Below are 20,909 nucleotides of genomic sequence, written 5' to 3'. Positions count from 1 at the left end.
CAAACGATTAATCCTTTTCACTTTTCTCGTGATGGATGCGCTTGGTGGTGGTATGCGTAAAGGTGTCGAGCTGGCGCGTGATGTTTATCGAAGATGCGTCAAGGTAACGGTCAGCTTCTGTTGCTTCGACCGCGCTTTTCATCTGACCCGTCAGCACCGCACATACGATAAGCGCCACCAACAGTGGAGTGAGGAGCATGAAGCCCCATTGTAAAGCCGCTGCATTCCCGGCAAGGAATCCACCGAAGTTGACCGCGGCAAAGCAGATGAGGAAGAAAGCGGCAAAAATACCCACGCCTATGAACGTACGCTTTTTCTTGTCCACCGGCAGGTCACCCACCAAACGACCCGTCTGGCCGTTCATGGCAAAGAGGAACTGCTCGCCTTCCCAGATGGTACCGAGCATCCAGACGGGCATGAGCGCATAGACCGGATCAGCCCAGTTTTTCTCGACTTCGCAGCTATCGCACGTAACGTCGTCATAGCCTTCAATAGAGTTCTCGAGCGCTTGGCGCACGCTCGTATCAATGCGCTTTTCCGCACGTCCGCGACAGGTCTCAGCGTCCTCGTCGTAGCGGTTTGCCACGAATCCCGGCATATAGGCCACCGAGTACGGCACAAGCGCACCGTAGTCGAACGGCTCGATGGCATCCATGTGGGCATCGGGCATCTTGCTCGAGCCATCCACTGGAATACGTTCAAAGGATACGGAGCCCTCACGCTCAACGTTGAAGTGATCGGTCTCGATAACCTCGTCATCGCCCTCATAATGCCGACGCGTACGCGTGGCTTCAAAGGTCGCGGAGCCCGCAGCGTCGGCATCCATGAGCCAGAAGGGAACGTAAACGCCCTGGACTTCTTTGATTCTGTTGCCGCCGGCAAAACTCTTGGGAAGCAACACCTTGCCCTTGTAGTGCTCGGCCAATGCACTCTCGGCCGCCTTGCGATCAAGTTTGAAAGGAATCACAAGATCGGGACGGAAATCTCCTGAGAAGCGCCCAGCCGCAACCACGGGGTTTCCGCAGTAGGGGCACTCGGAAACGGCGGTTGTATCATCACAGACAAGCTCGGCTGCACAAGACGAGCACACGTAGGCGCCGTTAAGGCTCTCGGCTTCAGTTGCGGCCCCTGCTTGCGCCGCACCGCCAGCGTTGCCTGCAACTGCTCGGGCTCTCTCTTCCGCGCTCTCTTGCTTGGCCGCATAGCGGGCCTCGATATCGGCCAACGCAAATTCCGAGTCGCAGTGGTCACAAACAAGTAGCGCCTTCGCACCGTCGTAGCGTAGGGGGCCTCCGCATGCCGGACACTGGTAATTGACGCTCTCTACACCCATGGCTGTCTCCCTTCTCATCATCGAGCTAATCCGTTATCCCGATTTTAAAAAAGCACGGGTGAAGAGAGAATGCCCCTACGGCCCGTATGGGCGCATGTCGTGGGACATAGGTCACAACTCTTTTCAAACCACGAAAACAGACATTGCATCAAAAGCGTTCGCCAGTGTTTTCATGCATTTTATCTGCGCTGTCAAAGCCTGATACGCAAGATCCCTAGTGCCAGTTGCCAAGAACACGTAGTATTCGCGCGTGCCATAACCGGAGGCCGCCGCGGTGGCACCCATAATACCGTGCGCTAGTTGGGGATAGGTAGGCAGGTGCGACATGGCGGCCATCATGGCAAATAAGACGATGAACCCGCTGACCGTAGCCAATACGAAGTTGCGGTTGAGGCACGCGGTTTCGCCGGAGTGCAATGATAGCCCAGACGTTGCCGTTGCCATCAGATTGCAGACACCCGCCACAGCCCGACAAACCACGCCATTCAATACGGTAAGAAATGCAGCACGGTGGAATAATACATATGTAAATTAGCTTGGAGGGGGGAAATCATGAGCTCTTGGATGATTCGTGCGGGCAGAGGAGGCATATACGCGGCGGACTGGCTCAACCGCGGACTTGTGGGCATCGGTTGGGACTTTGGCGCCACCGATATCGCTTCCATGAGCCGGGAACAGATTCGTTCCGGTTACGCAATCAAACATCCCAACGACAGCAAGAACAAATTGGCCGCCGCAGTGGGACAGATCTACTGTTTTGCTCATGATATGGAACAAGGATCGACCGTCGTCATGTATGACCCGGCGACACGCCTTTACCATATCGGCATCATCGCAGGCCCTTGCAAACCTGCCACCGACATCGAAGAAGCAACCTTCACGCGAGCGGTTAAATGGAAGCAGACCGCCCAACGCGATGCGCTCACAACATCGTCTAAGAACTCCCTTGGCGGCATCCAGACCATCTTCTCCATATCGGATGAAGTCATAGCGGACCTTAAATCAGCATCAAAGAGTGAAACGAGCAACCAACCCGACGAAACCGAGGACGATGCAGCAGATGACGATGCCCGTGCCGCCACTTACGATAACGGCATCGAACTCATCAAGGATCGTGTAAACCAAGTCGGTTGGGAAGATATGGAGCGTCTGGTAGCAGGTCTGCTCAAGGCCATGGGCTACTGTGCACGTGTCACACCCAAAGGCCCCGATGGCGGCCGCGACGTAGTGGCATCGCCTGACGCGCTGGGATTGGAATCTCCCCGCATCGTGGCCGAAGTCAAACACCGCAAAGGTGCCATGGGCGCTCCGGCGGTACGCTCGTTCATTGGCGGACTTCGAGCCGGGGATCGCGGCCTGTATGTGTCTACCGGCGGATTCACCAAGGAAGCCCGCTACGAAGCCGACCGAGCCACCATCCCCATACGTCTGCTCGATCTTGACTCGTTCGTACGCCACTATGTTGAAGTCTACGACAAAGCCGACGAAGAAACCCGCTCAATCCTTCCGCTCACCCGCATCTGGTGGCCGGCATAACCACTATTGGAACGCCCTGAGCCATTCACGCAAGCATGCCGTTCCACATGTTCACGAAATCCGGTAGGGTCTTCGCGGTAGTGGCTACGTTATGAACCTGAATTCCCTTGATGCGCAGGCCCAGCATGGCGGCAAACGTAGCCATACGATGGTCGGCATAGGTTTCCATTTCAGACGGTTTGAGGTTTTCGCTACTCACCGGAACAATTTCCAACCCGTCAGACAGCTCACGGGCTTCTCCTCCTATGCGCTTGATTTCATTGACCAGCGCTTCCAAACGGTTGGTCTCATGGCCACGCAGGTGCCCGATACCCAACATGCGGGTCGGCTCATCAGCAAACACCAACACTGCGGCAAGTGACGGTGCGATTTCACCGGCTGCAGTCAAATCAAAATCGCCAAGGCCTTTGATATGGCCGTCTCCCCTCACTTCACAGTAGCGGATTCCGTTCTCCGAAAGGAACGACACCTTCGCCCCCATACGCTTCAAATATCCGGGAAGCAGTCCACCAGGCTGCGTGGTGTTTTCAGGCCAATGCGGCACACGAACCGTTCCACCCGCAATCAGTGCGGCTCCCAGGAATGGCGCGGCGTTTGACAAGTCAGGTTCGACGGTCACCGCATTCGGCAACTGTACGGCGCCTGGTCGCACGGTCCATACACGTGCCTCTTCGTCAGCCTGAACGCTCACGCCGGAACCTCGAAGATCAGCGACCGTCATGCGGATATGCGGCAGGCTTGGGGTCTTCTCCCCCGTGTGATGCAACTCAAGACCGCCCGGTACACGCGAGCCAACCAGTAGCAAACCGGAGATAAACTGCGACGAGCCGGACGAATCGATGGAGACCACGCTCGGCGTCGCCCGTGCGGCCGGGTCAACCGTAGGCGGGGTGATCGTGAACGGTAGACGGCCTTCCTCACCGTGGTATTCGATGGTCGCACCTAACTGTTGCAGACCATCCAACACCGGCTTCATCGGACGGGCGTACGCCTGCTCGTCGCCATCAAAGTCGACGGGACCGTCGGCGAACATCGCAAGCCCTGGCACGAAGCGCATCACCGTACCCGCAAGACCGCAGAATACTTTTGTATTGCCTCGGAACCGACCATCCGCAGGCGGAACAACCGTAACCGTAGTATCGGTAGCGGCATCGATCTCGCAACGTACGCCAAGCGCACGCAACGCGTCCATCATCAGCTCGGTGTCACGCGAGCGCAGCAAGCCGACCAGACGGACGGGTACGGATCCAAGCGCCGCGAGAATGAGATAACGATTCGACAGTGATTTGCTGCCCGGCACCACTACGGTGGCGTTCAGGGGCTTGCCGGCGAACAGTGCCGGCCACAGGTTCTCTTGAGGTGCGTTCATGTCCCCCATCGTAGCCAAAGCCCGCGGAAAACATCGTGTTCGTCTCGCCTTGGATGACATAGTGAACGAGATCGGTGCGTTCCGCGATCACGGAACGGATGACTGCAATCGAGGAGGTTGCGCGGTCATTGTGCCCCACTGTACCCAAGGACAATGAAACCCGGAATCCTAGGTATTACAATTGTTGGAATTCCGGGCTTTCGGTCGGGCTGACAGGATTTGAACCTGCGACATTCTGCTCCCAAAGCAGACGCGCTACCAAACTGCGCTACAGCCCGTTCGTGCACGAAACGCAATTAGCGCATGAGCACAAGGAACCATTGTAGCGTATGTTTGGACAACGACAGGCTAGAATGGCGAGTGTTTAGCATGAAGGGGCAGATATGGGACGTCATCAACAGGCCGAGACCTCCGGCATTATCTCCTTCATGATTTGCGCCGTGGTCGCAGGTTTCGCCATGGATCTGTACACGCAGTACGCCCCGGCCATCTGGCGTGTCAGCCAGCGCCTGTTCACCATCTGCTCCGGCATCGTGGCCGCCTGCGGCGTGGTTTCCTTCAGCTTGGGCTATGCGCGTAAGTCCCGTTCGCTCACGCTGAAACACGGCTGGATGGTCCCCATCCGCCGTATATTCGAAATCCTGGCCCTCTCGGTAGTCTACGCCTCCACGATCTTCGTCACCTCATTCATGATGCTTTCCATCATCAACAGCATCATGGGCACACGTACGCTTAACGGCTATCTGCCGATGCTCTGCGCCGGCATTGCAGGCATCGTAGGTTACATTACCTTCGTGCAAGCGGAACTGATGGATGCCAAAACCATCGCCGCGTTGTTGCCGTTCTTCGTGGTGTCGGGCGTAAGCATCGCCGGACTTACCTCGGACGATCCGTATTGGTATAACAACAACTTCTCCCAGCTGGGTGACCGCACCACGTTCGCGGCGCGCATGTTCAACTCCACGCTGATGCTGGCTGGCATCTGCATCATCATTATCAGCTACTTCGCCATCTCCGAGCTGATCACCACCAATCGACTGCGTCGGGAGTATGCGCAGCAGACCGGGCTTGACGAATCCCCCAGGCATTTCAAAATACGAATCCTGCTATTGGCGTTCATGCTGACGCTGGCGGGCGTCGCCTTCATCGGTATCGGCATGTTTCGGTATACGCCGCATCCGATTCTGCATAACGTGTTCGCGCGAGGACTCCCCTGCCTGATGAGCGTACTGTTGATAGGATTGCCTTGGCTCGCCCCGCAGCTTTCCAAAGCGGTGTATGTCGTGTCGGATCTCGCGATCGCCGTCGGTGCTTTCGCTGGATTCCAGTGGATGAGCGGGCATAATACGTTGACGAACGTCGAGGCATTGGCCGGTCTGATGTTCCTCGGCTGGTTCATTATCTTCTCCCGCCAGATCGCCGCCATCGAAGCAGATCGCGTGCAAACGCAGCTGGTGCTGGCACAGACCAGCGGACCGAAGAACGTCGAGGACATCGTCGAGGCAAATGCAGTTGTTCCGGATATAACCTCACGTCTGGCCTCTGAACGCTGATCGGCCGCATCAAAAGTAGTGGGCCACCCATGTTGGATATGGGTGGCCCACAGCCTTTGCCTGCGGCAAACGTTAGAACTCGTTTACCTTCTTATCCGGCTTCTTGTCGCTCATGAGCAGCAGGAAGCTTCTCGACTGCGCGGTGATCGCGAAACCGGCCTCATAGTTGAGCTCCGGTCCCTTCGGATTATGCGTGTCGATGACCAGACGCCATTTCTTGCCATATTGCTCGTCCGGCAGGGTGAACATGATCGGCTCGTAATGTGCGTTGAAGATCAGGATGAAGTCGTTGTCGACCATCTGATTGCCATACCAGTCGGTTTCCGGAATGTCCGAACCGTTCAGGTAGATCATCACCGAGAACGCGTGCGTATTCGACCAATCGTCCATGTCCATGATGGAACCGGTATGATCCATCCATTCGACTTGGGGAATCATGCTGCTGGCATCGCCAGGCTCACGCCCGGTAAAGAAACGACGGCGGTGCAGCACCGGATGTTCCAGACGCAGATGAATCAGCTTCGCAACGAACTCGAACAGGTCCTTCTGAGTGTCGTCCAGATCCCAATTCGTCCAGGAAATCGCATTGTCCTGGCAATAGGCGTTGTTATTGCCCTGCTGGGTGCGCGCCACCTCGTCGCCGCCGCAGATCATGGGAATTCCCTGGCTCAGAAGCAACGTGGCGAACATGTTGCGCATCTGCTGTTGGCGCAGGTCATTCACGTCCTTGATGGTGGTGGGGCCCTCCACACCACAGTTCCACGAACGATTGTTGCTTTCGCCGTCTCTATTGCCTTCGCCGTTGGCCATGTTGTGCTTCTCGTTGTAGCTCACCAGATCGTTCATCGTAAAGCCGTCATGGGCGGTAATGAAGTTCACGGAGGCGACCGGGCGGCGACCGTTCATCTGGTACAGGTCGGAGCTGCCCATCAGTCGACTGGCGAATTCCGGCAACGTGGACGGCTGCGAGCGCCAGAAATCACGCACGCAATCGCGATAGCGTCCGTTCCATTCCGACCAGCTGGACGGGAAGCCTCCCACCTGATAGCCGCCGGAACCGAGATCCCATGGTTCGGCGATGAGCTTGACGCGGGAGATGACCGGATCCTGTTCGACGATGTCGAAGAATGCGGATAGCTTGTCGACCTCTTGGAACTGGCGGGCCAGTGTGGCTGCCAGGTCGAAGCGGAAGCCGTCAACGTGCATTTCGGTGACCCAGTAGCGCAGGCTGTCGGTGATGAGCTGCAGCGCGTGCGGCGAGCGCATCAGCAGGGAGTTGCCTGTGCCGGTGGTATCGAAATAGTGTCGTGGATCGTTGTCGACGAGTCGATAGTAAGAACCGTTGTCAATGCCTTTGAAGCTCAAGGTGGGGCCACGGTCGTTGCCTTCGGCGGTATGGTTGTACACCACGTCGAGAATCACTTCCATGCCGGCGCGATGATACGCCTTGACCATGGATTTGAATTCGTTGACCTGTTCGCCGCGTTGCCCGGAACTGGAGTAGGCGTTATGCGGTGCGAAGAAGCCGATGGTGTTGTAGCCCCAGTAGTTGCTCAGTCCTTTTTCCTGTAGGAAACTGTCGTTGACGAACTGGTGAATCGGCATGAGCTCTATGGCCGTGACACCGAGTTTCTTAAGGTATTCGATGACCGACGGATAGGCCAGTCCGGCATAGGTGCCTCGAATATCCGCAGGTACGTCCTTGTTGAGGTTGGTCATGCCGCGTACATGGGCCTCGTAGATGACGGAATCGTGGTATGAGATGTTCGGATGCTGGTCGTTGCCCCAGTCGAAATACGGGTTGACCACGGCCGCTTTCATGGTGTGTGCGGACGAGTCCAGCGTGTTCATGTTCCCTAGGTCGTCGGGACTGCTGAACCAGTAGGAGAACAGGCTTTCGTCGCCGTCGATGTTGCCTTCGATGGCTTTCGCATATGGGTCAAGCAGTAGCTTGTTCGGATTGCACCGTAGGCCGCGCGACGGGTCGTATGGTCCGTAGACACGGTATCCATATCGTTGCCCGGGCTGTATGCCCGGCAGATAGTTATGCCAGACATAAGAATTTTGTTCGGTCATTTCGATGCGGGTTTCATTGTCTTCTTCGTCGAAGAGACAGAGCTCCACTTTCTGTGCAACTTGAGAGAAAAGGGCGAAGTTCACTCCCGCCCCGTCATAGCTTGCTCCGAGTGGATACATCGAACCAGGTCTGATTTGCATACCTTCAAGTATCTCACGACTTCGGGCGGAACCGGTTTATCTGCGATTTTTCCGGCGATTGTAGTGCGACTTGAAATTTTATCGCCCGTTTTCCTTCATTCTACGAATCTGCTCGTATTGAATCGCAATCATGGAATTGGACGCCGTGATACGCGTCCTCCGCAGCTGCTCCCAAGTGATCCACGCGGATTCGACATGTTCGTCGGCATCGAAATGCCGTTCAACGGACTGCCAGGAGCCAAGACGAATGATCATGATGTGGGCCAGCTCATCGGTCATGCCCTCCGATGAATAGAACTCCCCCACATGATCGAACGCCATATCGTCGCCACGGATAGGCCTCACACCGGTTTCCTCGACAAGCTCACGCAACGCGGCCTGTTCGACGTCTTCGCCATCATCGATGAGACCGGCGGGAAGACCGTAAGCAAACATATCGCTGCCGACACGGTATTCCCGTTCAATCAGGTACAGGTCCCGTTTCAGGTCATGCACCAGCATGACCACGCAAGGCGCATGACGCATGACCTGTCTGCGGATTACCGTCTGCCCGCCGTGGTGCAGATGGAGTCCAAGCCGCATATCCTCGACGCTGAAAATCGCCCCTTGATATACCAGCTCGCGACTCACCACCGTGACCGGACGTTCCATATCGACACCGTCTCCGGAACGCTCCAGCGCTTTGTTCACGCTGTCGATATTCATATTCAACGTTCCTGACCGCTTGACGGTAGCACTAGATTCCATGGATCGGTGTTCATGGAGATCCATCGCACCGCCGGAATGTCGCCGGTGGCTTCAGCTACGGCACGAGGCACGTCGCCCATAGCATACTGGAACCACATCGATTCGATGGCACTGTGCGGCGTATTGATGAACGCGGGACGTACCTGATCGTCGCCTTGGCCGATGCACACTCCCTGAGCACGCATGGAGGCTTCGTATCGGGCTTGTTCTATAGCATCCGTCACCGGATGGTGGCGTAGGTCGCTGGTCACATACACGTCCACTCCCGCGGCACGAACCTCGTCGAACAGCGAGTCTCCGGAACCTGGAAGCACGGCCACCGTACGCACCGGGGCATCGAGTTCGCCGCAAACCTGTACACCGAGCTCGGTATAAGGCAACGCATCCGCCACACGACGGGCGAAATCGCGCAGAGGCATCGGTTCCGACAAACGCCCCACGCGTCCCAATCCGATCGCATGCTCGGCCTTCGCATCATCGATGGGCACCAGCGGGCGCTGATCTTCCACACCGAACATATCGGCAGCCGCCTGACCGACACCTCGATATGAGGCGTCGGCGTTCGTATGCCCTACCCACAGAGCGCATCCCGCCTCATTGAGCTTGCGTACGATTTCACCACGGAATCCAAGTCCGGAAACCGCATGCACGGAACGGAAGAACAGCGGGTGATGGCAGATCAGCAGATCAACGTGGTTGACGATGGCCTCATCGATCACCGCCATGGAAGGATCGGCCGCAAATGCGATATTGGAGACTTCATGTCGAAGATCGCCCACAATCAGACCGGGTTCGTCCCATTCCTCCGCATAGCGTAGCGGATACAGCGTTTCCAATACGTCGACGACCTGTTTGAGGGTTGCCATTGAATGATTCCCTTCCTCGCTGTGATCAATGTGCTGCAAGCTGCCAATCCGAACCGATACCTGTGGAAGCGTCCAACGGCACGGCCATCGTAACGGCGTGTTCCATCGCGTTCCTGACCAATGCAGTGGCCTGTTCGGCTTCGCCCGGAGCGATTTCCACGACGAGTTCATCATGAATCTGCAGGATGATTCGACTCTTCAGGCACGCGTCGCGCAAGGAATCCGCAGCACGAATCATGGCGATTTTCATGATATCGGCGGCCGATCCTTGAATCGGAGCGTTCAACGCGGCACGTTCGGCCGCATCACGAACCGCACGATTCGGTGACTTCAATCCGGGGAAATACCGGCGACGACCATAAATCGTTTCGGTATAGCCTTTCTCGCGTGCAGTGGAGACCAGTGATTCAAGGTATTCATGTACTTTGCCGAAAGTGGCGAAGTACTGGTTCCTCAATGACTCCGCTTCTTTCGGGGAGATTTTGAGCTGCTGAGCCAACCCATAGGTGCTCAGGCCGTAGGCCAGACCGTAACTCATCGCCTTGACGTGGCTACGCTGGTCGGAAGTGATCTCCTCCACAGGAATGCCATAGACCAGACTGGCCACATATTTGTGGAAGTCCCTACCGGAACGAAATGCTTCAATCAGCGCCTCGTCGCCGGAAAGATCGGCCATGATACGTAGCTCCACCTGCGAGTAGTCGGAGCTGAGCAGCGACTCGTATCCCTCCCCCGGCACGAATGCCGAGCGAATCTCCCGGCCTGCCGCATTGCGATTGGGAATGTTCTGCAGATTCGGATCCACGGAACTGAGTCTGCCCGTCGCAGCGACCGTCTGCTCGAACGTCGTGTGAATACGACCGTCACGAGGGTTCGTGGCGTCGATCAGCGTCTGTACGATCTGCTTGAGCTTGTTGGTTTCGCGGTGCCTCAGCAGTGCTCCCAGAAACTGGTTCGCGCGGTCATTATCGAGGGAATGCTCGTACAGTGTCTGCAATGCGGCCGCATTCGTGGTGTAGGAGCCCGACTTGGTCTTCTTCGTGGGCTTCAGGCCCATGTCTTCGAACAGGATCTTCTGCAATTGCTTGGGGCTTTGCAGATTCACACGCTCGCCGGCGCTTTCCCAAGCGATCTCCTGGGCCTGACGCGCATCGGCGGCAAACTGGTCACGCATTTCGGTCAAACGTATCATGTCGACTTGGGCGCCTGCATGCTCCATGCCATACAGTACCTTCGATACCGGCAATTCGATGGACTTGAGCAGCCCGAACTGTGCACGCTGATCCAGCAGGTCCGCCAGCACATTCGCCAGCATGTCGACGATGGCCGCATGACGTTGCAGCTCATCGGCTTGCGTATTCGAGGATCCGTCCATATCATCCAGATCAAGTGTGCCCTGCGTGGCCTCGGACGACTGCTCCTCGAAGTGCAGGTCAAGGAAGTGGCCGGCCGCCTGTTCAAGCGATTCCGCGTGGAAATCCGGGTGTACCAAATAGCCCGCCAGCTTGGTGTCGAACAGCGGCGTAGGCAAGGTGATGCCGACGGATTCGAGCAGATGCTGCTGTTCCTTGTAGCCGTGCACCACCATAGAACGGTGGTATCCGTCGAGCATATGCTGAAGTTCGTTCGCAATCGAGTCATCGACATGCTCGATCTGGGCACCTTTGCCGTTCACCATCAGCATCAGTGAAGCCATGCTTGCGTTTCCTGGCTTGGCCACGCCTTCGGCCTGTAGCACCCAGGAATGGTTGACGGCATTGGTGCATGTCATGGTGTTCTCAATGAGGGATCCGGCATCAATGGCCGGATTCGCATCCTCATCATCCCCATGCAGATGTTCATCGGCCGGTGGCATGTTCGCATCCACCCATGTACGCAGCTCGTCTCCATGGGTAATCGTCATGACTTCCGGCAGCACGACCCGATTGGACTCCGTCTGGACCGTGACGCCCGTCGTCGTGCCCGCATTGAAGGTCTTCAGCACGCGATTTCTAGTGCGAATGCCGAATTCCAGTTTGGAGAACAAGTCATTGAGTCGCGCGGTGTCAACGGTTCCGAACGTCAAATCGTCAAGAGTCACATCAAGTTCGAGATCCCGCACCAACGCATTCACGGAACGATTCAACTTGACCTGTTCGATGTTCTCACGCAGGGCTTCGCCTTTTTTGCCCGTGATTTCGTCGGCATGCTCGATGATTTGGTCAAGTCCGCCATATTGGTTGATCCATTTCGCGGCGAACCCGTCACCCACGCCCGGCACTCCCGGGATATTGTCGGCGGTTTCACCACGTAATGCGGCCAGATCGGGGTACTGTTCCGGTGTGACATGGTATTTTTCCACCACCGCCTCAGCGGTCATATGCTTCAAATCCTTGAAATGATGACCTGGATACAACACGGTGATGTTGTCATTGATCAGCTGGAAGGCGTCACGGTCGCCGGAAAGCACCAACGTACGGTATCCGGCCTTGTCTCCCATGGTCGCCAAGGTGCCGATCACATCGTCGCCCTCATAGCCGGGCTGTTCGATATAGGTGACTCCTAGGGCGGAAAGCATCCTCTGAATCAATGGCAGCTGACTGAGCAGATCCTCCGGAGCGGCATCCCGTGTGCCTTTGTACTGCGGCAGCATCGTATTTCGGAAGGTGCCGCCCTTGACATCGAACGCCACCGCCAAATGGTCGGGATGCTCAGTGTCAATCACCTGCGACAGCATGGTGGCGAAGCCCCATACCGCATTGGTGGCCTGACCGGCCGAAGTGCTGAAATTCTCTACGGGCAAGGCAAAAAAAGCGCGGAACGCCAAGGAATGGCCATCAACGACCAATAGCGTTCCGCGTGAAGTGCCTTCCACAGTTGCTGTGTTAGCGCTCATCCTCTGCTTCCGACTTCTGCTCGCCATACTTGGCGATGATGGCCATGGCCAGACGCTTCTTCGGGATGCGCTGATCCATGGAGGTCTTCTGAATCCAACGGAAGGCGCCCTGCTCGGAGAAGTCCGCCTTGTCCATCAACAGGCCCTTGGCCCGATCGACAAGCTTGCGTTCCTCAAGGGTCTCCTCAGCCTTCTTAAGCTGTTCCTCGGCCTTTTTGAGCTGCTCCTCAGTGTCGCGCAACTTGGATTCGCTACGCTCCACATTGTCAAGCAGATCATTGATCTCAGCAAAGCGACCCATGGCCACTTCGAGGGCCGGCAGCAGTTTGGATTCCTCATATGGCTTGGTCACATATGCCATGGCACCCGCGCCGGTGGCCTGCTTGACCAAATCAGGCTGAGAGAATGCGGTGAGCATGACGACCGGGGCGATGTTCTCATCGCAGATCACGCCGGCCGCGGTGATGCCGTCGGTACGAGGCATCTTCACATCCATGCACACCACGTCCGGACGGTACTTACGGGTCAGTTCGATGGCCTCCTCACCATTGGCCGCTTCACCGACGACCTCGTAGCCGTTGTCTTCAAGCATGGCGACCAGATCCATGCGATTCACCGATTCATCTTCGGCCACCACAACGGTACGCTTATGCGGTTCGCCTTCCTTGGTTGAGGCCTCTTCAGGCTCCGCAGCGGCCTTGAGCTCTTCGTCAGTGAGCACCTCGCTCACTTCAGCCGAATCAGTGGTCTTCTTCCTTGCAGCCATATCAGTCTCTTTTCACTATCGCACCCATGCCCGGCTCGATGCCAATCCCACCTAGACCCGGATTGATTCGACGTGTGTCACGCGCCCCGAACGGGACTCGAACACCACCTCCGCAAGGCTCTGGTTCAATCCGCATAAAGCCGGCAGCAGACGGCTCCAGCCAGCCTGCCTCCTTGTTCTTTCTGAAATGATAATAGCAGCCGCCTATATATGCGTGTCGCGTAAACCAAGTCTGCGCTTGCGTTCCAACATGACGAAGTCGCCGGACGCCGGAGGAACGTTCCCATCCTGCTATGTGATGAGATGCGCCGATTCTTCCATACCTTTGCAAGTCATGCCCATGCTTTAGAGCATGTTGAAGGCTGATAGCGTTCCCGACGCCACATTGGACAGCATATGCACCGTCCAGCTCGGGAAGATGGACCCTTGCGCATGCTTTTCGTTCATATACCCCATGCACCAGCCCGCCAATCCGGTGAACAGGGTGATGACAGCGGCCTGAACGACACTCATTCCCGTCATGAGAAACAAAGGGACACCATGCATAAGACCGAACAGGACGGCTTGAAGGGCATTGGCGACGAGCAGTCCGCACTTGCCCATCAGACGCTTCAACAGGAGTCCCCGGAAGAAGATCTCCTCCCACCCCGACGTGTTCAGCAACGCATGTACGAGAACGGATGGCAGAGCCGCCCATCCCAAACCTCCGAATTGCGTGGACGCGGTATAGGTATATGTACTCGGTATCACCTGAATGACAAGCCAGCCACACCCGAACAGGATCAGAAGCGTAAGGAGCATGAACGAGAAGGTCTTCGTCCCGCCCTTGATCTTCGTAAGACCGATCCATTGAGTGAACCGCCGCTGATGGCGCGCGCTAAACCACCACCAGACGAAAGCGATGAGCACGGCCAGCGCAAACTGGACAAGCCCGGAAACGAGCGTATGAACGAACAAATCCATCAGGCCCTCCCGTACCGCAATCGCACGTACTGAGACTGAAAATATGACATCAACATGATACTATTTCAAGAAGAATTACACCAAAAACGCTTAAGCGTGTGAGATAGTCCACCTCATCTTCGCATGCGATATCCAGCGCATGCATATTCCTCGAAAACCATCACCTGCGCTGAGTTTGGAGGATATGCATCGTCCATAATCATCGAAATCTCGCGGACACGATCATTTCCCAATCGGCCTATCCGCGATTCTTCGTCGTTTCAGGTGCCCCGGCGGAACTCGAACCCATGACCATAGGCCAGACTGACGAGTCGGACCCCATCATCCCAGACCCCGCCTGTCTCCTGCTGCTTTACAGCATGACAATCACAGCCCGCATACGCATCTCTCACAAAGCCCGAACCTGAATCCCCGTTTCAGCCCGTCGCGAAGGCGTCTCCTAGGGTGACACATTAACCCAAGGATGACATTTTCCGACGGGCTGTTTCTATAACCGGAAAAAAGGACGGCCGCATGACAGAGAAGAGGAAAAAGAGACGCCAATTCGGGACCGTGCTGCTCAGAAGGCACCCCAGCGGCAAGACCCAGACATGGATCGGACGATACACCTACAAGGGAGTCCGTTGCCAACGCTCATTCGGCAAGGATGGCAGGATCCAGGCACAAAGCTGGCTTGAGGAGGAAAAGCTCCTCGTAGACCTTGGAAGGAACGCGAACGACTCAAATCAATCCTGGAAGAAGCCACGAAACCAAGCGACGGCGCCTCTCCTCTCATCGAGACGAATCCTTTCATGCTGCCCATTCCACCGGATCCGCAACCCGAATCATGGCGAATCCGACCAGTGGACGGCAAAACATTAAGGATGCGATACGTTGCGACACCCGCATACACACGGATTGCGATTTACCTGTCTGCTCTGGCCGGCGGCGAGGCCGGCGATTTTCTAAAACACGATCGCCAAAGTGCGGATGCCACTCGTTTTTTGCGTGGGCCGTCGGTCATGTGGATGGGACCCGCGTGATGGCGATGGGAACTAGGCCATCGAGCGTGCCGCGTCCGAGAACGGAACCACTTCAAGGCTCCCATCCACGAGTTCAGCTAGGAAGACCTGCCTCACCGAGCCATACCCTTGTTCCCTGAGCCGTTCCGTCACCCATGTTTCGTCCCTGCCCGCAAGCTTCAGACCATCACGGACCAGATGTCCGTCGCTCACCAATGGCAGCAGCGGGCTCCCATCCCGTGTGCCGGCCACGCGAATCGTGAGCCTGCCATCGGTCTCCATGACGGCCGCCTTCACATCCGCCACGCTGGGGATGCCCTTCTCACGCAGGCTCCCACTGAGCTGTTCCGCGGTGAGGCCGACCTTCGCGCATCGGGCGATGTCCACCTTCCCGTCGCAGACGAGGAGCTCGGGTTGGCAGGCGATGGCCCGTCTGAGCGTCCCGCTGCTCCCGAAAAGGAGCTTCGCCGCCACGATGACAAGCGACCAGATGAGGAGGACTATCAGGAACTGGAGCACCGTGACCGATGGGTTGTAGATCACCCCGCCGATGATGCCGCCCAGCACGTAGTTCTGGACTTGGTTGAGCGGGGTATTGAGGGAGAATTCGCGTTTCCCGAGAATGTTGATCTGGAGGATCATCACGAGCATGCCCAGCGAGAACTTGATGATCGTCAATGTATAGAAACCCATGTCAGCGATTCCCGTTCACGTAGACATTGTGATCAATGATGTGCGTCCGTTCGAGCGTGTAGGAGTTGTTGTCGTCGTTGAGGTGGACGAGGTAATCCCTTTCATTGAAACGCACGATGATGCCGTCCTTCAGGCTCGTGGAATTCACCAGGACCTCGTCCTCCGGAACGTGCTGATCCTTGGCGACGCCCTTGATGAAGCTCACGAGCAGTTGGGACTGGGATATCCGATTACTCACCTGGAGGTATTGTTCGGCCTGCACGCCTATCAGTATCAGCGAGAGGACGAGGGCGCCCACTCCCACGTCCCTCCACCGGGTCCGTATCCTGTCGCGTAGGTAGAGCACGCCGAAGACCATGCCCGTCACGAGCAGGACAAGTATCGCGGCCACGCGCAGCGCCGAATCGGAAGACTGATGCGAGACGATGTAGTCGAGGTCATAGAAGTCCATGCGTCACCTGGTCTTGATTCCAATGGAGTTCCCGCCCGGCGGCGGGACCGTTCCTCTCCCGAAAAGTCTACACCAGCCATCCACCGGACCGTTCGTGCCGGATGCCGTTCCTCAATCCGACGGGAGTTGCGTCCCCGTCCGGGTGACGGCGGGACTGGGTGAATTTCGAAAGGAATCCGTCATCCGGACATCCGGCACTCGTGGCCGTGGTGACACGCATGATCCCGCCGATGCCCACACCGCGAGGGCGGGTCTCGAATATGTTCCCCGGTGTGAAAAGATCGACAATCTCAGTGAAGCTCGCGAGGAAAAGCGCCTGGTCCGTCTCCGATCTGGTCAATGCCGCGAATTTCCTGGACGCCACACCCGACGAACTCATGAATGATGCGTTCATGAATGAGCTCGGAATGAAAAAGCATCAAGACCGGCAAGGCGTTCCCGTAGGCGCCGGGACACCCCTTTATCCGGTCAGGCCCGAGGCCGGGAACAACGGAACGGCCTCGGCCGGTGTTGCCCGGCCAAGGCCGTTCGTCGCGATGGTGCCCCCGGTGGGACTCGAACCAGATTCTCATGATTCTCATCCTGCTCTGGCTGCATCTGCAGTTCCAGAAGAGCGGGAATCACGTTGAGACCCTCGAGGGATAGCGTCCTAGACACTCGCGAGATTCCCTATGAGAGGGACGGATAATAAGCCCGAACTGGGAGGATAGGCGAAGAAGCCTCCCCTGATCTCGTGATGATAGGTTCCAATTCGGGTGCACTATTCCAGGGATTCCGGGACTAATCTCGAATTGGAATCCCTGGAAGGAGATGTGGATGGAAGCGGATAGGCGCCGCCGATTCGGCACAGTGATCGCAAGGAAAAGAGCCGATGGAAGCGTAGGTTCCTGGCTCGCTCGCTACGCGTCTCCTTTGGATCCCTCGCGGCGTGTGCAGCGTTCCTTCAGGACCTCGGAGGATGCGCAGGCCTGGCTTAACGGCGAGGAGATGCTCGTTAATCTGCATCGACGCGGCGTACAGAAATGGGTGCACCCCACCGCGCGTTCCCGGCGTGCCCGCGCTTCCCTCATGAAGTTCGACGAGCTGGCCGACTGGTACGTCGACACGCATCGCAAACCGGACGGGACCGCGTTGAGGGGCGCGGCGAAACGTAACCTGAAGACGGATGTGCAGCATTTGAAGGATGTGTTCGGCGGGATGCGTCTGACGGACATCACCCCGGAGGTGGTCTCGAAATGGTATTTCGGCCCGCATGACGAGGGTGCGTGGGTGTTTCCCCGGACCTGTCAACGGTTGAAGGCGATTCTGGATATCGCCTGTTCGGACAGGTTCGGTACGGGTATGCCGTTGTTGGAGTCGAATCCGTTCGTGTTGCCGATACCGCCGGATCCGGAACCGAAGTCATGGAGCGTGCCGCCGTTGACGGGCGTGCAGTTGGCGGCTTTGTACGAGTCGATGCCGGAATCCGACCGGTTGAGCGTGTTGCTGGCCGCGTGGGCCGGTGGCATGAGGATCGGTGAGGTGTGCGCGTTGACGGTGGACGATTTCGATTTCGAGGCGCGGACCATGAGCGTGAACCATTCCGTATGCCGTGGCGATCAGGATTCGGGACCGTTGCGGTTGGGGCCGGTGAAGTCCGATCATTCGAAACGGGTGTGCGTGCTGCCCGATCTGCTGGTCCCTTTGATCCGTGAGCATATCCGGACGCGTCGCGACCAGTCAAGCCCTTACGTGTTCCAGGGAAAGAGGAGCATGATCCTGCCGCCGCAGACGTTGGGCAACCATTTCCGTCGGGCGCGTGAGGCTGCGGGATGCCCGACCGCGACGTTCCGGACGTTGAGGGTGACCCATACGACTTTGTTGATGCAATCCGGCGGCACGATCCGTGAGGCGATGGACAGCATCGGCGACTCGACCCAGGAGGTCGTGGTGCGTCACTACACGCGTACCGTGCCCGAGCATCAGCGGCAGGTCGTCAATCGCATGGCCGGTGGCATGGTGTCCGGCAGCGTCGGCCTGCAGCGCATCCTTGACGTGCGTGCGGCCGATGGTTCGTTCGGGGGATGGGATCCGGCCGATTCGGATCTCGGCAAGAAACTCAGTCTGATCCTGGACATCCTCTCGCCCTTGGCCGGTTCCGGCTCCTAGGTTCGAAAATCCCCGTTCGGCCGATTATCGGCCGCTTTCCGTTCTTCGGACGCGTGACCTTGGTTGTAAATCGTTGTTGTCGTATCGGCGCACGTCGGGCCGCGTCCCAGGGTCCATTCCACGGGGCCGTTCGTCGTCGTGCGGGAGGGAAGATCTCATGGCCGGATCCAAGGCTTCTTCGAACGCCGGGCGTGGCGCCGGCACCATGGTCATCGCCGGTATCGTGGCGCCGGTGGCGGTTTTCGTGATCCCGTTGGTGATCGTCGTGTCATTGATGACGATCCTGGTCGCGTTGGTCCAATCGCAATATGGCACGACCTGCGGTTCGGATTCGCTGTCATCGACTTCATGGGTAGCGTGGGCGAAACGGATCGCGGATGACGATTCCCACGGGTACAGCCAGTCGAATCGTAACGGCGATCCGGACTATGACTGTTCGAGCCTGGTGTACTACGCGTTGAAGAACGCGGGATTGGACGTCGGTTCCTACGCGTTCAACACGACCGGCGAGCCGGCCATATTGGAGAAGGCCGGGTTCGAACGTCATGACTGGACCAAGGTCGCCGACCTGCAGACCGGTGATGTGGTCTGGCAGTCCGCTCATACGGAGATCTACATCGGTGAGGGCCGGTTCGTTGGCGCCCATCAGGACGAGAACGGTGGCATCAGCGGAGGCAAAGCCGGGGACCAGACCGGCGACGAGATCAGCGTCACCTCGTATGCGGCTGGATACACCGCCTATTTCCGCTATAAGGGTACGGGCAACATCATCGGATCGTCGGGCACGTCGAACGGGCAGGCCGTTTCGGGCGGTACCGGATCGACCGAACTGGTCGGCATGAGCGAACAGGATGCCATGGCCTGGTTCGACGGCCGGCAGGGGCCGGACGATTTCTGCGCCACCTACGCGTACGGCCAGTGCACCTGGTGGACGTGCATGAGGGCGAAGAAACTCGGCTGGACGGGTGTGGGCCGGTATTGGGGCAATGGTCAGGACTGGGCCTCAAGCGGCGCGAAGGCCGGTTTCAGGACCACCAAGAACGCTCCCGTCGCCGGTGCGATCATCAGCTGGCCGGCCGGCGTGCAGGGATCGGATCCCACATACGGTCATGTGGGCGTCGTCGAGTCCGTGGACACCGCGAAAGGCACCATCACCACGAGCGAGAAGGGTGCCGGCTACAAGGTGTATTCGCGTACGATGCCGATCGTTAACGGTGGCACCTACGTGCTGCCCGATGGCAAGATCACCGGCGCCGGCACGGCGGGCTCGTCCGATGTGGAGCAGTGCGTGGCGTCGTCGTCCGGTTCGGACGGTGACGTGGACGGCACGCATGCCAGCGCGGAGGACGCGAAGAAGATCGCCAGAAGCAGGATGAAGGCCTATGGGTGGGATGACGATGACGAGTATGAGTGCCTCGTGCAGATCTGGACCCGCGAGTCGGGTTGGCGGTGGAACGCGGAGAACACGTCGTCCGGAGCGTACGGCATCCCCCAATCGTTGCCGGGAAGCAAGATGGCGTCGGCCGGACAGGATTGGCGGGACAATGCCTCGACGCAGATCAAATGGGGTTTGGATTACATCCTCCAACGATACAAGACGCCTTGCGGCGCGTGGGCCGTCTGGCAGACGCGGAACTGGTACTGACATATATGGAGGGAGACATGATGATCGGCATGGTTATCGTTGCGGACGAGGAGCTCAAGGGACTGGTGCCCGACGCTTCCTGGGATGTCCAGGGCGTACGCGACATGGTCGGCGGCGTCGTCGCGGTCGCGCTCGTCCTCGCCGTGGGCGTGATCGTCATCGGATGCATCAGCATGGTGCCGGGACTGATCACGAACAACATGATGGAACGGGCGTTCTCCTGGAAGCGTCTGGCCGCCGCGCTCATGGTCCCCTTCACGATCGGTGCGGCGTGTACCGGTTGGGCGTGGAGCGCGAACCTGTTCGGCAGCGATGGGTTGAAGTCGAACACCTCGTATTCGGTCGCCGGACGGAAGGTCGATAGCGACGCGTTGAAGGACGGTCGGGAGAAAGGCAGCGACAGTCTCGGTTCCCTGGCCTCCCAGCTCGGCAAGGACATCGCCTCCTCCATCGGCGACACGGTGAAGGATGCCGTGTCGTCCACGGTCAAGAAGTCGTTGGAGGGCTGGAAGTGGCTTACGGGCGGCGACGGTGACGGCAACGTGTTCCAAAAGGGTTGGGATTACATCAAGAAGACGTGGGACGAGGCGTTCGGCAACGGTTCGGACACCTCCGGGGATTCGTCGCCGGCATCCAAGAAGACCTCTTCCAAGAAGACGAACGGTTCGGGCGGCGGATCGTCCGGCGACCGTTGAACCGTCCCTCCTATCCGATTATCGGCTTGCTATGTCCGGGCTCGGCGTGGG

At 57.8% G+C, this 20,909-nt stretch carries 16 protein-coding genes and 1 tRNA gene; 5 read left to right on the top strand and 12 right to left on the bottom strand.

Annotated features, from left to right (window positions below; genetic code table 11):
- Nucleotides 1–7: 7 nt before the first annotated feature.
- On the bottom strand, nt 8–1,333 hold the full coding sequence (locus BBDE_RS04855) for a hypothetical protein (protein ID WP_033489749.1): 1,326 nt from the start codon (nt 1,331–1,333) through the stop codon (nt 8–10).
- Nucleotides 1,334–1,456: 123 nt separating this feature from the next.
- On the bottom strand, nt 1,457–1,777 hold the full coding sequence (locus BBDE_RS04850) for a hypothetical protein (RefSeq protein WP_003840396.1): 321 nt from the start codon (nt 1,775–1,777) through the stop codon (nt 1,457–1,459).
- Between the two features lie 108 nt (nt 1,778–1,885).
- Here BBDE_RS04850 and BBDE_RS04845 point away from each other — a divergent pair, with 108 nt between their 5' ends.
- On the top strand, nt 1,886–2,869 hold the full coding sequence (locus BBDE_RS04845; protein ID WP_012902106.1) for a restriction endonuclease: 984 nt from the start codon (nt 1,886–1,888) through the stop codon (nt 2,867–2,869).
- Between the two features lie 25 nt (nt 2,870–2,894).
- Here BBDE_RS04845 and aroA read toward each other — a convergent pair whose 3' ends face one another.
- The gene (gene aroA / locus BBDE_RS04840) at nt 2,895–4,247 is read right to left on the bottom strand and encodes a 3-phosphoshikimate 1-carboxyvinyltransferase (protein WP_003840398.1); all 1,353 of its coding nucleotides are present in this window, start codon (nt 4,245–4,247) and stop codon (nt 2,895–2,897) included.
- Nucleotides 4,248–4,442: 195 nt separating this feature from the next.
- Nucleotides 4,443–4,516, bottom strand: a tRNA-Pro gene (locus BBDE_RS04835).
- Between the two features lie 105 nt (nt 4,517–4,621).
- Between BBDE_RS04835 and BBDE_RS04830 the strand changes: the two genes are divergently transcribed.
- A complete protein-coding gene (locus tag BBDE_RS04830; RefSeq protein ID WP_003840399.1) occupies nt 4,622–5,791 on the top strand; it encodes a hypothetical protein in 1,170 nt (389 codons plus the stop codon).
- Between the two features lie 72 nt (nt 5,792–5,863).
- On the opposite strand, the gene glgX is transcribed toward BBDE_RS04830, so the two are convergent.
- The 8 genes from glgX to BBDE_RS04785 all read right to left on the bottom strand — a co-directional run bounded on the left by glgX (nt 5,864) and on the right by BBDE_RS04785 (nt 16,370).
- Nucleotides 5,864–7,987 (bottom strand): glycogen debranching protein GlgX, encoded by a 2,124-nt coding sequence (gene glgX / locus BBDE_RS04825; RefSeq protein ID WP_003840400.1) that lies wholly within the window; start codon nt 7,985–7,987, stop codon nt 5,864–5,866.
- A gap of 99 nt (nt 7,988–8,086) precedes the next feature.
- Entirely contained in the window at nt 8,087–8,713 is a 627-nt protein-coding gene (locus BBDE_RS04820; RefSeq protein WP_003840401.1) for an NUDIX domain-containing protein, read from the bottom strand.
- A gap of 2 nt (nt 8,714–8,715) precedes the next feature.
- Nucleotides 8,716–9,621 carry a Nif3-like dinuclear metal center hexameric protein gene (locus BBDE_RS04815; protein WP_003840402.1) on the bottom strand — a complete coding sequence of 302 codons (906 nt, stop codon included), beginning with the start codon at nt 9,619–9,621 and terminating at the stop codon, nt 8,716–8,718.
- A gap of 25 nt (nt 9,622–9,646) precedes the next feature.
- Nucleotides 9,647–12,496 carry a DNA polymerase I gene (gene polA / locus BBDE_RS04810; protein WP_003840403.1) on the bottom strand — a complete coding sequence of 950 codons (2,850 nt, stop codon included), beginning with the start codon at nt 12,494–12,496 and terminating at the stop codon, nt 9,647–9,649.
- On the bottom strand, nt 12,486–13,262 hold the full coding sequence (locus tag BBDE_RS04805) for an ANTAR domain-containing response regulator (protein ID WP_003840404.1): 777 nt from the start codon (nt 13,260–13,262) through the stop codon (nt 12,486–12,488). The genes polA and BBDE_RS04805 overlap by 11 nt, the downstream gene beginning before the upstream one ends.
- A gap of 345 nt (nt 13,263–13,607) precedes the next feature.
- The gene (locus tag BBDE_RS04800) at nt 13,608–14,225 is read right to left on the bottom strand and encodes a CPBP family intramembrane glutamic endopeptidase (protein ID WP_003840405.1); all 618 of its coding nucleotides are present in this window, start codon (nt 14,223–14,225) and stop codon (nt 13,608–13,610) included.
- 1,034 nt (nt 14,226–15,259) lie between these two features.
- Entirely contained in the window at nt 15,260–15,919 is a 660-nt protein-coding gene (locus BBDE_RS04790) for a DUF421 domain-containing protein (protein WP_003840409.1), read from the bottom strand.
- A gap of 1 nt (nt 15,920) precedes the next feature.
- Complete coding sequence (locus BBDE_RS04785; protein ID WP_003840411.1) at nt 15,921–16,370, bottom strand: DUF3290 domain-containing protein; 450 nt, start codon at nt 16,368–16,370, stop codon at nt 15,921–15,923.
- Nucleotides 16,371–17,186: 816 nt separating this feature from the next.
- Between BBDE_RS04785 and BBDE_RS04775 the strand changes: the two genes are divergently transcribed.
- From BBDE_RS04775 to BBDE_RS04765, 3 genes are all read left to right on the top strand, one after another.
- Nucleotides 17,187–18,518 (top strand): tyrosine-type recombinase/integrase, encoded by a 1,332-nt coding sequence (locus tag BBDE_RS04775; protein WP_012902105.1) that lies wholly within the window; start codon nt 17,187–17,189, stop codon nt 18,516–18,518.
- A gap of 157 nt (nt 18,519–18,675) precedes the next feature.
- On the top strand, nt 18,676–20,163 hold the full coding sequence (locus tag BBDE_RS04770) for an aggregation-promoting factor C-terminal-like domain-containing protein (protein WP_003840415.1): 1,488 nt from the start codon (nt 18,676–18,678) through the stop codon (nt 20,161–20,163).
- Between the two features lie 17 nt (nt 20,164–20,180).
- A complete protein-coding gene (locus BBDE_RS04765; protein WP_012902104.1) occupies nt 20,181–20,858 on the top strand; it encodes a hypothetical protein in 678 nt (225 codons plus the stop codon).
- Nucleotides 20,859–20,909 lie beyond the last annotated feature (51 nt).

This window comes from Bifidobacterium dentium JCM 1195 = DSM 20436, from assembly GCF_001042595.1.
Lineage (GTDB): Bacteria > Actinomycetota > Actinomycetes > Actinomycetales > Bifidobacteriaceae > Bifidobacterium > Bifidobacterium dentium.
Note: the sequence above shows the minus strand (reverse complement) of the source record. Positions and strands in the feature narration are given on the sequence as shown.